The organism is Spirosoma montaniterrae (genome assembly GCF_001988955.1).
Taxonomy (GTDB): domain Bacteria; phylum Bacteroidota; class Bacteroidia; order Cytophagales; family Spirosomataceae; genus Spirosoma; species Spirosoma montaniterrae.
In genome coordinates, this window is record NZ_CP014263.1 from 3968723 (window position 1) to 3982660 (window position 13938).

Genomic DNA, 13938 nt, shown 5'->3' on the forward strand with positions numbered 1-13938 from the left:
GACGGAAGGTGGCAAACATAAGTACGTATCTACATTTGTTGATAATGTACCGGAGTTAAGGTTACAATCAGCAAACACTGCATTTTTATGAAAAGAATACTTCTTTCGACAATAGCTGTCTTATGCTTCGTGGGCAGTTATGGGCAGAACAACACAGTGACCATTACGCAGGGCGGCACCAGCAACAATGTCTCCGCTGTGCAGGGTGAAGACATACCGGGCTTTCCGGGAACCGCATCACAGGGTGCTCAAAACCTGACCACTGAAATTAGCCAGTCGTCTAACGGCGATATCAGCGAAAACAACAACAATCTTGGCATTACCTTTCAGGTAGGTAGAAATCATAGTGCTATAATCCGACAGAATGGCACAGCGACCTACAACCGGGGGGCCATCAGTCAGATGAACACTGACGGCAGCGGGGGCGGCAACGAAGCCATTATTCGGCAAAACAACAGCGGGGGAAGTGAAATGCAAACCGGTACCCGAACCAATATCAACCCCGACGCAGGAAACTGGGCAGGCGTTTGGCAAAACGGCAGACAAAACGATGCGCTAATCAATCAAAGCCGTCGAGATGACGGCTGTGGTTGTGGCGAAGAACCGCCCATTGACAATGATGAGCCTGTTCCAACGGGTTTCTTCGAAGGCGGGAACGTTTCGGGTAACTTTGCTGAAACATGGCAACAGGGGAACAACAACACGGCCCGCACACGCCAGCAGAATAGCCGACAAAATATGGCTGAAATTTTTCAGGGGAACGACCGGCGTCCGGTGGCAAATGATGAAGGGCTGACCGATGTTTTTGTGAAAGACAATGAAGCTCGTATCAACCAGATATACAGTCAACAGAACGTTGCCAGGGTTAAGCAGTTGAGCAACGATAACTGGACCCGTGTACTGCAAAACGGGCCCAGTAGCACCAGTAACACAGCGGTAGTTACACAGGGCAACGGTGTTAATCTGAACAATTCGGGCGGCAACCGGGCACTCGTTGAGCAAACGTATAATGCCGAAAATAACGTTGCCAACATTCTGCAAACGGGTAAAGACAACCGGGCCGAGATAGAACAGTATTCGTTTGCAGGCAGCATCAGTAACACGGCTTCGATTACTCAAACGTTTGGCGGTAGCAACAACGAAGCTGAAATTTATCAGGGCGGCATTGCAGAACCGAACGCCACTGAAAACAATATGGCCTCTATTTTACAGCGCGGCAACGATGGTATTGCTATCATCTGGCAGTACCGGGGTTCGGACAATAACACTGCCGACATTACGCAGGGCCGCAATTCAACCAGCGACCGGGCTTACATTTCGCAGTACGAATCAACATCGGGGTCGGCTACCATTGTGCAGAATCAAACCGCCACCGGTGGCGAAAACGTGGCAGAAATCGAACAGACCGGCAACGAGAACATTGCCAATTTTCGGCAGGAGGGCAATAACAACAGAGCCGGTGTGCTTCAATTTGGCGACGGACCAGGTCGGAACCGTGGCCGCTTCCGGCAGACGGGCGACAACAATACTATTCAGGGGCCGGGCGAAGCCAATAATTTCAATGAGTTGGGAGCAGGCGGGTATGCCGTGCAGGAAGGTCGCCGTAATGATATGCAGGTAGATCAGACATCGACAGGTTCGTCATTTGCCAATACGGCGGTTCTTTTCCAGAACGGTCGTAACAATGATATTATACTCAACCAAACCACCAACTCCGGGGCCACGGGAGGTAACTTGAGTACGATTAGCCAGAACGGTAATTTTAATTCATCGACTATTACACAAGTCAACGGTGTAACGCCTTAATTGACTTCTGTTATCCTGAAGAGGCACCGCTGTTCACTTGCAGTGGTGCCTTTTTTGTATACGGATGTTTTCTATACTGGTTAAACAGACTGTGCCACCACCGCCCAATTAATTTACCTGCCGTTTACTACGATGGCGATTATTTTTCAGGCAAAAGACAGTATCTTTCGACTGAAAAGTTTTACTAAAGTTATGAAAAGTCTTTTTGTCTGCTTCGTTTGCTTGCTCAGCATCACGGCGCATGCCCAAAATCAGGCTCCAACCACAACAGCACCGCTCAGCAACACGCTCGACGCGTTCTGGAACTTTAATCCAACGCCGGGTGTGGGGCAGGCAGTTTTGTCGCTCAGCGAAACCACCATTCCGGGCGTGTCGTCGGCAATCAGCGACATTATTATCAACCAAAGTGGTAGTAATAACGCTGCCAACCTCAGTGCCAGCCCACAGAACCGGCTTCAGCTCAATCAGAGCAACGATGGCAACCGGGCCGACGCCCTGCTGACTGGCAGCGGCAACAGCCTGTTGCTGAACCAAACCGGCGGAGGCAACTCAATTGGCATTGACCTTACCGGCAGCGGCAATAATTATCTGATCTCGCAGGACGGGGGCGACAAAGCCCAGTTTTCGGGTATCAATCAGGCAAATACGCGCATGGAACTGGTACAGAAGAGCGGTGCCAACACGTTCGTTACTGATAATTCGACGCTGGTAAATCCGTTTACGAGTGGCGTTCAAAACCTGCGCATCGAACAGTCGGGCGGGGCGTCGATGACGGTTCGGCATGGTGCTCTGCTAACACCCTGATACCGATGAATGTACTCCGCATTTTTCTGTTTGCTGGCCTGTTACTGACTGGTTTTTTTTGCCAGGCACAACCCGATCCTGAATTGGACGGTCAGTTGATCGAAGAAACGATGAGCGAGGCCGTTCTGACCGACGAAGGTACTGAGACACTACTGCTCGACAATACCCGCTCAAAAATTGGCCGCGACTTCTACGACGCGTTCTTTCGTCGATACGCCGAACTGCCCAAAGCAATCAGCCCACTAATGCCCGCCGATACCACGCAGAAAATAGGGCCGAACGTAGAGCTTGACGTAAACGCGTTCATAGTAACGATTGACGAAACACCCGCTTTCGGGGTTGGTACTACAATTATTTCGGTCACGCTCAACGATCAGGTCATCTGGCAAAACTATGTACAGTTTCGGGCCGAAGTTATTGAACTGTATGCTTTCAATGCGGCAGAGGTTGCCAATCAATATGTACTTAATTACCAGGACGTGCAACGCTCGTTAGAGAGCGAAGACCAGCGGGGCAGCGGTATTTTTTAGCCAACCTGACGCCCTCTTGTCAACACTACGACCCATAAACTACTCATGAAAAAACTGTTACTTTCGGTGCTGTTACTGGCTGGCATCAGTGCTTTCGCTTCGGCACAATCGTTTACGTACACCCCCCGCAATCCGGCTTTTGGGGGCAACACCTTCAACTACTCGTGGCTGCAAAGCTCGGCACAGGCACAGGACCGCACCACCGACCCGGCTCAGCGACGCAATCAGGCGGCCTCTGGGCGCACAACGAATTCAACCCTCGATGCGTTTTCACAAAGCATTCAGAATCAGCTACTCAGCCGCCTGACCCGCGACCTGATCGGCAACCAGTTTGGCGAGGGCGAATTACGGCCCGGTACGTACCGCTTTGGCGATTATCAGGTTGAAATCACCAACGCGGCTGATGGCGTTCAGGTACGTATCGTAGATGGGCGCGGTGGCGAAACTACCCTGACCATTCCTTATTTTTGATTGTCTGGAACGTGATGCTGGCATAGCGGGGCAACTCGGCCCTTCCTTTATTCGTTTATCCGCTTTTTTTACCAATGAATTTTAGAGTATATCCTACCATGCGGCTGTTGCTGCTGAGCAGCCTGGCTGGTATTGCATCGGGTTGTATGAATTATTTTCATCAACCTACCCAAACCCGCCGGGCACGCTTAGGCGAAGAAACCCCGGCAACGGTCGAATTGCGCGGCCTGCCGGTTGCCAAAGAAAAGGTTGTGGCTGCCGTTTATAAGTTCCGCGATTTGACAGGCCAACTGCGGCAAACCGAAACTGGCGCGGGTTTCTCGACAGCCATTACGCAGGGTACGACCAACATCCTGCTCAAAGCACTTGAAGAAAGCGGCTGGTTTGTACCCATCGAGCGCGAAAACGTTAGCAACCTGCTCAACGAACGCAAGATTGTGCGGTCGAGCGTGGCGCAGTTCAAAGAAGGCGAAAACCTCCCTCCGCTGCTCTTTGCGGGTATTATTCTCGAAGGGGGTGTAGTGTCGTATGATTACAACTTCGTTACCGGCGGGGGTGGCCTTCGCTACTTCGGAGCCGGGGCTTCGACGCAGTATCGACAAGACCGCGTAACGGTTTATCTGCGGGCCGTTGCCACCAAGTCGGGTAAGATTCTGAAAACGATCTATACCTCGAAAACGATTCTGTCGCAAACCGTAGACGCCAGCCTGTTCCGGTATGTTTCGTTCAAGCGGCTGCTGGAAGCCGAAACCGGCCTCACCACCACCGAACCAGGTCAGATGGCCGTAACGGAAGCTATTGAAAAAGCTGTTCATTCGTTGATTATCGAAGGGGCGAAAGAAGGGCTGTGGGCACCCGAAGATAAAGCCCAGGCCCAGATGAAAACGGTTATTGACGCCTACGAGCAGGAGAAAACCGAAATGGCGCAGATCGACGTGTACAACGCCCGCCGAAACTTCGACGCGCCCCGCATCAGTCTTCAGCCTTATGCCGGACTTTGGCAGTATGCTGGTGATTATCAGCGCAAAACACCACGCTTAGGTTACGGTCTGTCTGCCGACATTTACATTACCCCGTCGTTTGGCTTACAAATCAACGGGGGCGTCGGTGCGCTCGAAAGTCAGAATGCATTCAGTCAGAACATATCGACGCTGGAAGGCAACCTGATTTTTCGTCCCATTCCCAATCAACGCTGGACACCCCTGCTCTTTGCGGGTGGTGGCATGGTATCGCGCCGGGGTACTGGCCCCGTCGAGTTACGCGGCAACCGATTTGCGCAAATCAACGGGGGCGTGGGCGTACAGTACTCGGCTAACCGGACTATCGGATTCCGCTCCACACTGTCGATGAATCAGTTGCTTACCGACGAATTCGACGGGCGCACCATCGGGCTTCGCAATGATTATTACCTGCGCGGCACGCTCGGATTGGTTTTCCATATCGGACGGTTTCGCCCGAAGTTCAGGACCGTGACGCAGGCGAACAAACCAGCCTCTGCAACGGCCCGACCAACCGCGCAGCCAGCCCGGCCAACTACGCAGCCAGCCCGACCAGCCACGCAACCAGCTACCACACCTCAAACGGCTCCCCGGCAGCCGTAGTCTTATTTCTTAAACATTGCTTTTGTTTTCACCAATGAAGTCTCTTTTTTATCTGACTGTACTGCTCGCAGGGTTGTTCGGCATCTGGAGTTGCAACGAAGACACCTACGTAGAACCCCTTCAGCTAACCAGCGTTCGGGGCAGAGTTGTATTGAGTGCCAACCAACGGCCCGTTGGCAGTGCCGTAGTTCGGCTAACACCCGGCGGTCGGCAGGTAACTACCGATTCGGCAGGCACATTCCGGTTCGACAGCGTGCTGGTTGGCAACTATACCGTACAGGTGTCTAAAGCGGGCTATGGCACGCAGGTTGCCACGGTGGTCGCCAGCGTCGATACGTCGCCAATTATAACCATTCAGCTTACCGACGACCGAACGCAGAACCAACCGCCATCGGCTCCGACGCTGGTGGCTCCTACCCTGAGTACCAGTGCCGTGTCTACCACCACGACGCTAAAATGGACAGCAACCGACCCGAACCGCGATACGCTGACGTATAGCGTGCTGCTGTTCCGCTCCGGCACAACCACGCCTGCCCAGTCGTTTACGGGGCTGCGTACCGACTCGCTCGTGGTTAGTTTAGACTACAACACCAATTATCTGTGGCAGGTGATTGTCAGCGATGGCATTGCTACCGTCAACGGTCCGGTCTGGTCGTTCCGCACGGTGGCCTTCCCCGATTATAGCTACGTTTTCACGCGCCGGATCAACGGACAGTTTCAGGTTTTTGGGGCCAATGCAACCGGCGACGCGGCTCAGTTTACCCGCGAAGGCAGCAACTGGCGACCTACCGTTAGCCCCAACCGCCAATTGATTGCCTTTATCTCGAACCGGGATACCGACGCGCAGCTATATATTATGAATGCCGACGGCAGCAACCAACGCCGGGTTACGAACGTACCCATTTCCGGCGTATCGCTCGCCGATGTGTCGTTCGCCTGGTCGCCCGATGGTACGCAACTGCTTTACCCCGTCAACGACCGGCTCTATGCCGTTCGATTAGATGGTACGGGGCTGCGTATTGTGGCACAGGCGGCTCCGGGTCGGCTGTTTGCCGGCTGCGACTGGACGGCGCAGGGCAACCGCATTGTGGCACGTACTACTGGTCCTAACGTATATGACAACGATATTTCGATTTACCCCGCCGATGGTGGTACGCCAACGTCGGTGCTGGCCCGGAGAGCCAACCGCGTCGGCAATCCGGTCTTCTCGGTGAGTGGGGGGCAACTGTTATTCACCATCGACATCAGCGGTTTCCAGAACGAACAGGGCCGTCAGCTCGACGCGCGGATGTTTATTCTTGACCTGACCACAGCCGCGCTGACCGACCTTTCGCTGACGCAGAGCGGCAATAATAACCAGATTCAGAACAAACCCGCTGGCACCAACGACCTCGATCCACGGTTCTCGCCCAATGGCGCGCAGGTGATTTTCACCAACACCGACAACACCGGCAACGGTCCACGTGCCGTGTTCACGTCGGACGTTGATGGCCGGAACCGGCGGCAACTTTTCACCACCGCCGAAATGCCTTTCTGGCGGCAATAAGTACCGAAAGAACGGGGTAAAATGAGCTTGAGGGAGTAATTTGATGATCTTTGTTGTTATCAGATTACTCCCTCAAGCTTTGTTACATGAGTATGACCGATACGCTGAAAGACGCCCTACGAAAAGCCGCTATGTTCTGCGCCTATCAGGAACGCACACAACAGGACGTGCGCGACCGGCTAAAAGACTGGGGTGTCTGGGGCGATGATGCCGAAGAAGTTATTGCCGAACTGATTCAGCAAAATTACCTGAACGAAGAGCGGTTCGCCAGGTCATTTGCCGGAGGCAAGTTCCGGGTCAAAAGCTGGGGTCGGCGGAAGATTCAGCAGCACCTGCAACAGCGCGGCATTACGGGCTATAACCTGCAACAGGCCATGAAAGAAATCGCTCCCGACGATTACCGTCAGACGCTCGCGGCCCTGCTCGATAAAAAACGCCAAAGCCTGCGCGACGATAACCCGCTGGTTATCAAACAGAAATTAGTTCGATACGCCCTCAGCAAAGGCTATGAATCCGAACTGGTTTTTTCGGTACTTGGCGACGAGTGACGTATATTTCGGCTTATGCGCAAGGTTTCGGTTATTCTGCTCAATTACAATTCCCACCGCTTCACGTTCGATTGCATTGCGTCGATACAGCAACAAACGCAGGGTGTTGACTACGAGATCATTATTGTCGATAATAACTCCTCTCCTACCGACGCTGACGCCCTTCGGCCACTTGCCGACGTGCCGGGCGTGAGGCTCATTCGCAGCCGTATCAATCTCGGCTTTTCGGGTGGCAATATGCTCGGCGTACAAGCTGCCGACCCGGCCACCGACTACTACTATTTCCTGAACAACGACTGCGTTTTGCGGACTAACGTGCTGGCCCAACTCACGGTTTTTATGGACGCTACACCCGACGCAGGTCTGTGTGGCGCACAGATGTTTGCGGGAGACGGCTCGCGGCAGGAAACGTTCGGCTATCTACCGACGGCTGTCAACAAGATTCTCGGTCATGGCGTAGCCCGGCTGCTTAACCCCGACCGCTACCCCAATCGTCGGCGCGTATATACCGAACCGGTTCGGGTGCCGTTTATCATGGGCAGTACGCTATTTGTGCGGGCGTCGGTGTTCCATGCCATTGGCGGGTTCGACGTGGCTCATTTTCTATACGTCGAAGAAGAGGATCTGGCAAAGCGGCTGCTGTTGCGGGGGTTCTACGCCTACTTAGTACCGCAGGCCGAGTATGTTCATTTCACGGGCCAAAGCACCGTTCGCAACTACGACATCGAGAAAGAACATTATATTTCGCTGTTTTATTATTTCCGAAAGTACCATTCGTGGCCGGAGCGGGCTTTGCTTCGGGCCTATTATGTTATCAAAAACGGACGGAAATTCCGGCGCAACCCAGTTTATGGCAAACTGGCCTGGTTTATCGGGCGTGGCAGCCCCATGCGCGAGAGCCTGCGCTACCGCCAAACCATCCGCGAACAATAAAGCCTGTATCTTGTTCAAGGTTCAACAAAACCATTCTGATTCGTATGCGTACACTTTTTCTATTCGCCACACTCATCTGCCTTGCAGCCTGTTCGCGCAACCCCGTTACGGGCAAGCGCGAGGTTATTTTAATGTCGGAAGAGCAGGAAAAAGCCTTAGGGGCAGAGTCGCACCCATCGATTGTTGCCACAATGGGCCTTTACGACGACAAAAAACTTCAGGCTTTCATTAACGAAAAAGGTATGGCAATGGCGCGCATTTCGCACCGGCCCAACCTGCCCTATCAGTTTCATATTGTTGATTCGCCCGTAGTAAATGCCTTTGCCGTGCCAGGCGGTTACGTGTATTTTACGCGCGGTATTATGGCCCACTTCAACAACGAAGCTGAATTTGCCGGGGTGCTGGGTCACGAAATCGGACACGTTACGGCCAAACACTCGGCTCGTCAGCAAAGCAGTCAGCTTTTCGGCACGGCGGGGCTGATTCTGGGGTCGGTGCTGCTCGACCGAACCGGCCAACTGACCGAAGCGGCTGCTCAGGGCCTACAGTTGGCATTGCTGGGCTATAGCCGCGCCCACGAGTCGGAGTCCGACGAAATTGGTGTACAATATTCCAGCAAAATTGGCTACGACGCCCGGCAAATGGCGAATTTCTTCGGCACCATCAAACGCATTCAGGATAATTCGGGCCAAAGCATTCCGCAGTTCCAGTCGACCCACCCCGATCCGGGCAACCGGCAGGCACGCGTGGGCAAGTTAGCGACTGACTATCAGGCTAAAAACCCCGGAAATTATGAAGTTGACCGCGAATCATACTTACGCATGATTGACGGTATTATTTTCGGAGAAGACCCCAAACAGGGTTTCGTGGAGAATGACCAGTTCTACCATCCTGAACTGCGTTTCCAGTTTCCGGTGCCGCGCGGCTGGACCCACCAGAACTCGCCCCAGCAGTTTCAGATGGGTGCTAAAGATGGACAATCGGCCATGATTCTGATGCTCGCCAAAGGCAATTCGCTCGATGAAGCGGCTCAGAATCTGGTAAAAGATCTGGGTTTGGTTGTCTCGGAAAATCAGCGCACCACCATCAACGGCAACCCGGCCATCGTGCTGATCTCGCAGCAGCAACAGCAACAGCAGCAGGGTCAGCCGCAACAGCAGCAAGACCCGCGCACCCGGCTCCAGATTGGCACTTGGCTCATTCAATATAACAACGCGATCTACGCGTTGCATGGGCTGGCACAGGCGCAGGCATTCAACAGCCGGTTCGATACGTTCCGGCAGGTGGCGGGTGGCTTCCGCGCCCTTACCGACCCCGACAAACTGAACCGCCAACCTGAGCGCGTCCGGGTTCGGCAGGCCCCGCGCGACGGTTCGTTTCAGGAGATTATGGCCGCCCTCGGTATGCCCGCCAGCCGACTCGAAGAGCTGGGGACGCTTAATAGTATGAAAGCCGGAGACCGGGTGGCGCGGGGTATTTGGTGAAAGTGATTGCGCGATAACCCCACCCCAACCCCTCCCCTGATTTCAGGGGAGGGGCTTGAACCGCGAAGCGTTAAGACTTCACTCCTCTTCTTGTTTTAAGGGATGGGTTGGGGGTGGGGTCACAACCCAAAAAACGCCTTCGCAAAATCCTCTGACTTCAGGTTCAGCCAGTTGGTGCGGTTTGCATCGAACTCATCGTATGTCAACGCCTGAATTTGCGTGGGCGTAAACGAGATAGGCGTACCCAGCACCGGATCAGCAGGTTTGCGTTTGGTAATAATACCCAGCCCGTGGTCGCAGTCGAGTACAAACACGTTCAGATCGGGGCGTTGGCTGCGTAGGTGAATGACGCTCCGCCACACGTCGCCATTCCAGACGCCCTCTTTCCAGTCGTCGAACCGGCCAGCCGCCTGCGCCGATTGCGGATTGCAATCGTGCATAATAATTACGCCATCGTTGCTCAAATAACGAAGCGTATTTTCAACGTCGCGGAGGGCGTAGTGGTATTCATGCATGCCATCGACTAAAGCGAGGTCAAGTTTTCGGCCTGCAAATACATGGTCGGCATCCTGGGTAAAAAAGTCGTCGCTGGTTTTCTCGAAATACTGATTGTATACGTTGTAGGGGTTTAGAATCGTTTTGCCAATTTTTCGGCCCGTGTCAAACATAAAATGAGGGTCAACGGCAACCTTGAATTTGCTTTGAACCCGAAAGAAAATTCGTCCGTTCTCAACGCCAATTTCAAGGTAATTGCGCAACCCTTTCTGGCGCATGAGGGCCTGGATCAGTTCTAAACGATTCATTGGACAGCGGTTAGTGGCCCCAAAAGTACAATTCTGTAGCGTCTATAACCGCTCAATACGTGCCTTTGAACCGGTGGTCGAATCGTTTCTGCTGCACTTTGTTAAGCGGAATCTGCATTCCCTGCGTGGTTTCGAGCCAGGTAAATAGTTCTCCGCGTAGTTGTCGGGCAATGTCCTGATGCTGCGGACTACGGATCAGGTTATTCACCTCGCCGGGGTCATTTTGCAGGTCGTAGAGTTCGTTGGCATCCCAAACGCCGTAGTTGAAAATGTACTTGTAGCGGTCGGTGCGGGCGGCAAACATAGTGGGCGTCTGCGGAAAATCGACTTCCCAGTAATATTCGTAAAACGCCCGGTCGCGCCACGGAATGGTTTTTCCGGCCAGGAGCGGCAAAAACGAATTTCCCTGCATCTGTGCCGGTTTGGGCAGGCCCGCATAATTGAGCAACATGGGCGCAATGTCGATGTTCTGCACCACCGATGTGAGTTTTGTGCCGGGTTTTACCACCGCCGGGCAGCGAACCAGCAGCGGCACCCGCATCGATTCGTCATAAGCATGGCGTTTGTCGATTAAGCCGCGTTCGCCAAAACTGAAGCCGTTATCGCCCATATACACCACCATCGTGTTCTCCGACAGCCCGTTAGCCTCAAGCCAGGTCAGCACCCGCCCAACACTCTCATCGACGCCCAGCAGCGTTTCGGCATATTGCCGGTAAAAATCGTTGAATCCAATCTGGCCGTGGTACATGTAATCGACTCCGTGCCAGCTACCGCGCTGCTGTTTCACCCAGTTGGGCATATCGGCCACGTTCGCTTTCAAGGCACCCGTCTCCGGGTCGACGGACGGTTTCGGCCCCCAGATTTTGCTGGTATCGGTGGCGGTCAGATACATCGAGCGCGGGTAATTGATGGGTACGTTGCGGTACTGTCCCCGGTGCCGCCGTGTTGGCTCGAACATGGCATGAACGGCCTTGTGCGACAGATAGAGCATAAATGGCTTCTTCTTATCGACGGTGTTGAGCCATTTCACGGCATAGTCTGTCAGCAGGTCGGTGGTGTGGCTGCTGTCGGTATGGCTCACCTGCTTACCGTTAATATTGAAAGTTGGGTTATAGTAAACGCCCTGCCCTTTAAAACTGAGCCAGTAATCAAATCCGGGCTGGGGTTGGTCGCCGGTGTTTCCCATGTGCCATTTGCCAAGAAAGGCCGTCTGGTAGCCTGCTTTTTTCAGGTATTGCGGAAAAAACGTCAACCCTTTCGGCATCGGCGCGAAGTTATCGACCACCTTGTGCGTATGTGCATACTGCCCCGACAGAATACTGGCCCGGCTGGGCGAACACAGGGCCGTGCTGACGAAGGCGTTCTGAACATGGGCACCTTCGCGGGCGAGCCGGTCGAGATTGGGCGTTTGCAGGCCAGCCACTTTACCCGTAAAGCCCATAAAATCGTACCGATGATCGTCGGACAGGATAAAGATTATGTTTTTGGGTGTTGCTTTTGGAGCAGGAAGAAGGGCCGTAAGCGGCACTGAACCTATGAACAGGCCGAGACTCAGCACGGCAAGAAAGAAGTTTTTCATTCGCACAAAAGGGTTTATGTTTACCATCTCCCATTGTGCAGAAAAAGGAAAATCCCCGCCGAACATACCGTTGGGCAGGGATTTTGTAATGCCATGACGCGATATTGAGTTAGGCCACTTCCAGTTCAATCGACGCTGGACGATCCATGCGCCTGGATGCGTCCATAATTTCAATTCCAACCATCATACCATTGGCATCGTAGTCGATAACGACACCGGGACGGTCTTCATCACTTTCTTCTATCTGATTATCTGTCAGTCGGATATAAAGAATATCGACCTCACGATCATATTTCACTTTCATAAATACTTCTGTACTTTCGATGTCTTATAAACAGATTTTACAACATTTGGTTGCTTCTGTGCATTGACAAATACTCGTACTAAGTACGTACTATTTTCTTCAAATTCGATCAATGATTGATAAATTTTCTGACCTTGTTTCCCTGAGTCGTCATCTACTACTTGGTCAGGATTATTTAACACTCTTTTGAGAATCTCCTGTGTTATGTTGCGTTCTTTAGCTCGTTCTAAAGCATGTTTCGATATATAAATTCCATCTTCTAAGAAATGTTTTATCTCCTTCATTCATAATTTACAATTTTAGCTTGGTAAAGAAACAGTAGTTACTAACTATTTTCAGGTCAGCCCTTATGTGTTAGGCTGACCTGAAAATAATTTCTAAAAATCGGCATCCATTACAAACCCTTTCGGCTCTTCAACAACGGTAGTCGTTTCGGTTTCGGTGGCTTGCGGATTCTGCGCTGCGGCTTTCATGGCCCGGAATTTCGCCATCACTTCGCCCCGCTGATATTCGCCCACGCGCTTCTCGAAGAAATTGGTTTTGCCCTGCAACGAAATCATATCCATGAAATCGAAGGGGTTTGAGACGTTATAAAGTTTACGTAAACCAAGCGTTATCAGCAGGTGATCGGCCACGAAAGCAATGTACTGCTTCATCAGGTCAGCGTTCATGCCAATCAGCGATACGGGGAGCGCATCAGACACAAACTCCTGCTCGATTTCAACGGCGTTGCGGATGATGTCGTAAATCTGCGACTCCGGCAGTTTATTCGCGATATGATCGGTATAGAGCATACACGCAAAGTCGCGGTGCAGCCCTTCATCGCGCGAAATCAGCTCGTTCGAGAACGTCAGGCCGGGCATCATACCACGCTTTTTAAGCCAGTAAATCGAGCAGAACGATCCTGAGAAGAAAATGCCTTCTACAGCCGCAAACGCAATGAGCCGCTCGGCAAAGGAGCCATTATCGATCCAGCGCAAGGCCCATTCGGCTTTTTTCTGCACGCACGGAATGGTGTCGATTGCGTTGAGTAGCCGATCTTTCTCGGCGGGGTCTTTGATGTAGGTGTCGATCAGCAGCGAATAGGTTTCCGAGTGAATGTTTTCCATCATCACCTGAAACCCGTAGAAACATTTGGCTTCGGCATACTGCACCTCCGACAGGAAATTAACGGCCAGATTCTCGTTCACGATTCCGTCTGACGCGGCAAAGAACGCCAGCACGTGTGAGATAAAGTGCCGCTCGCCATCGTTCAGACTGTTCCAGTCTTTCATGTCCTGCCCGAGGTCAATTTCTTCGGCGGTCCAGAACGAGGCTTCATGGGTTTTGTAATACTCCCAAATATCCCAGTGTTTAATGGGAAACAGGACAAATCGGTTTTTGTCTTCTTCTAAAATCGGCTCAATGACATCGGCTTGTACCATGTTTATCTATACAATTTATGTGGAACTGACTGAGTTTTTCGTAGCAAGAGAAAAGGCACTACAGCGCGTAGAGAAGGATAGACAAAATTAAGCTTTTGCCTCTCC

General features: G+C 52.5%; 14 protein-coding genes. 9 read left to right on the forward strand and 5 right to left on the reverse strand.

The window, feature by feature from the left end; translation table 11 throughout:
• Window positions 1-87 precede the first annotated feature (87 nt).
• The 9 genes from AWR27_RS17140 to AWR27_RS17180 all read left to right on the forward strand — a co-directional run bounded on the left by AWR27_RS17140 (window position 88) and on the right by AWR27_RS17180 (window position 9723).
• Window positions 88-1806: a hypothetical protein gene (locus AWR27_RS17140; protein ID WP_083732887.1), complete on the forward strand. Its 1719-nt coding sequence runs from the start codon at window positions 88-90 to the stop codon at window positions 1804-1806.
• 192 nt (window positions 1807-1998) lie between these two features.
• Window positions 1999-2610, forward strand: a complete 612-nt coding sequence (locus AWR27_RS17145; protein ID WP_157579253.1) for a hypothetical protein — start codon at window positions 1999-2001, stop codon at window positions 2608-2610.
• Window positions 2611-2615: 5 nt separating this feature from the next.
• Entirely contained in the window at window positions 2616-3140 is a 525-nt protein-coding gene (locus AWR27_RS17150; protein ID WP_077132304.1) for a CsgE family curli-type amyloid fiber assembly protein, read from the forward strand.
• Window positions 3141-3185: 45 nt separating this feature from the next.
• Entirely contained in the window at window positions 3186-3611 is a 426-nt protein-coding gene (locus AWR27_RS17155) for a curli production assembly/transport component CsgF (protein ID WP_077132306.1), read from the forward strand.
• A gap of 74 nt (window positions 3612-3685) precedes the next feature.
• Window positions 3686-5212 carry a CsgG/HfaB family protein gene (locus AWR27_RS17160; RefSeq protein WP_083732888.1) on the forward strand — a complete coding sequence of 509 codons (1527 nt, stop codon included), beginning with the start codon at window positions 3686-3688 and terminating at the stop codon, window positions 5210-5212.
• Window positions 5213-5246: 34 nt separating this feature from the next.
• The gene (locus AWR27_RS17165; protein WP_077132310.1) at window positions 5247-6758 is read left to right on the forward strand and encodes a carboxypeptidase regulatory-like domain-containing protein; all 1512 of its coding nucleotides are present in this window, start codon (window positions 5247-5249) and stop codon (window positions 6756-6758) included.
• A gap of 92 nt (window positions 6759-6850) precedes the next feature.
• Window positions 6851-7306, forward strand: a complete 456-nt coding sequence (locus AWR27_RS17170) for a regulatory protein RecX (RefSeq protein ID WP_077132312.1) — start codon at window positions 6851-6853, stop codon at window positions 7304-7306.
• Window positions 7307-7321: 15 nt separating this feature from the next.
• Entirely contained in the window at window positions 7322-8239 is a 918-nt protein-coding gene (locus tag AWR27_RS17175; RefSeq protein ID WP_077132314.1) for a glycosyltransferase family 2 protein, read from the forward strand.
• A 44-nt stretch (window positions 8240-8283) separates the two neighbouring features.
• Window positions 8284-9723, forward strand: a complete 1440-nt coding sequence (locus AWR27_RS17180; RefSeq protein ID WP_077132315.1) for a M48 family metalloprotease — start codon at window positions 8284-8286, stop codon at window positions 9721-9723.
• Window positions 9724-9842: 119 nt separating this feature from the next.
• On the opposite strand, the gene AWR27_RS17185 is transcribed toward AWR27_RS17180, so the two are convergent.
• The 5 genes from AWR27_RS17185 to AWR27_RS17205 form a co-directional block, all read right to left on the reverse strand.
• The gene (locus tag AWR27_RS17185) at window positions 9843-10526 is read right to left on the reverse strand and encodes a class I SAM-dependent methyltransferase (protein WP_077132316.1); all 684 of its coding nucleotides are present in this window, start codon (window positions 10524-10526) and stop codon (window positions 9843-9845) included.
• 52 nt (window positions 10527-10578) lie between these two features.
• The gene (locus AWR27_RS17190) at window positions 10579-12105 is read right to left on the reverse strand and encodes a sulfatase family protein (RefSeq protein WP_077132318.1); all 1527 of its coding nucleotides are present in this window, start codon (window positions 12103-12105) and stop codon (window positions 10579-10581) included.
• A gap of 109 nt (window positions 12106-12214) precedes the next feature.
• Window positions 12215-12409 (reverse strand): DUF2283 domain-containing protein, encoded by a 195-nt coding sequence (locus tag AWR27_RS17195; RefSeq protein WP_077132320.1) that lies wholly within the window; start codon window positions 12407-12409, stop codon window positions 12215-12217.
• The gene (locus AWR27_RS17200; RefSeq protein ID WP_077132321.1) at window positions 12406-12693 is read right to left on the reverse strand and encodes a DUF4258 domain-containing protein; all 288 of its coding nucleotides are present in this window, start codon (window positions 12691-12693) and stop codon (window positions 12406-12408) included. Before AWR27_RS17200 ends, AWR27_RS17195 begins: the two co-directional genes overlap by 4 nt.
• Before the next feature lie 93 nt (window positions 12694-12786).
• Window positions 12787-13833, reverse strand: coding sequence for a ribonucleotide-diphosphate reductase subunit beta (locus tag AWR27_RS17205; RefSeq protein WP_077132323.1), 1047 nt, complete (start codon window positions 13831-13833; stop codon window positions 12787-12789).
• Between the last annotated feature and the right edge of the window lie 105 nt (window positions 13834-13938).

Coding starts and splice junctions, on each gene's coding strand:
- AWR27_RS17140 (WP_083732887.1), top strand. CDS start 88: ATGAAAAGAATACTTCTTTCGACAATAGCTGTCTTATGCTTCGTGGGC.
- AWR27_RS17145 (WP_157579253.1), top strand. CDS start 1,999: ATGAAAAGTCTTTTTGTCTGCTTCGTTTGCTTGCTCAGCATCACGGCG.
- AWR27_RS17150 (WP_077132304.1), top strand. CDS start 2,616: ATGAATGTACTCCGCATTTTTCTGTTTGCTGGCCTGTTACTGACTGGT.
- AWR27_RS17155 (WP_077132306.1), top strand. CDS start 3,186: ATGAAAAAACTGTTACTTTCGGTGCTGTTACTGGCTGGCATCAGTGCT.
- AWR27_RS17160 (WP_083732888.1), top strand. CDS start 3,686: ATGAATTTTAGAGTATATCCTACCATGCGGCTGTTGCTGCTGAGCAGC.
- AWR27_RS17165 (WP_077132310.1), top strand. CDS start 5,247: ATGAAGTCTCTTTTTTATCTGACTGTACTGCTCGCAGGGTTGTTCGGC.
- AWR27_RS17170 (WP_077132312.1), top strand. CDS start 6,851: ATGACCGATACGCTGAAAGACGCCCTACGAAAAGCCGCTATGTTCTGC.
- AWR27_RS17175 (WP_077132314.1), top strand. CDS start 7,322: ATGCGCAAGGTTTCGGTTATTCTGCTCAATTACAATTCCCACCGCTTC.
- AWR27_RS17180 (WP_077132315.1), top strand. CDS start 8,284: ATGCGTACACTTTTTCTATTCGCCACACTCATCTGCCTTGCAGCCTGT.
- AWR27_RS17185 (WP_077132316.1), bottom strand. CDS start 10,526: ATGAATCGTTTAGAACTGATCCAGGCCCTCATGCGCCAGAAAGGGTTG.
- AWR27_RS17190 (WP_077132318.1), bottom strand. CDS start 12,105: ATGAAAAACTTCTTTCTTGCCGTGCTGAGTCTCGGCCTGTTCATAGGT.
- AWR27_RS17195 (WP_077132320.1), bottom strand. CDS start 12,409: ATGAAAGTGAAATATGATCGTGAGGTCGATATTCTTTATATCCGACTG.
- AWR27_RS17200 (WP_077132321.1), bottom strand. CDS start 12,693: ATGAAGGAGATAAAACATTTCTTAGAAGATGGAATTTATATATCGAAA.
- AWR27_RS17205 (WP_077132323.1), bottom strand. CDS start 13,833: ATGGTACAAGCCGATGTCATTGAGCCGATTTTAGAAGAAGACAAAAAC.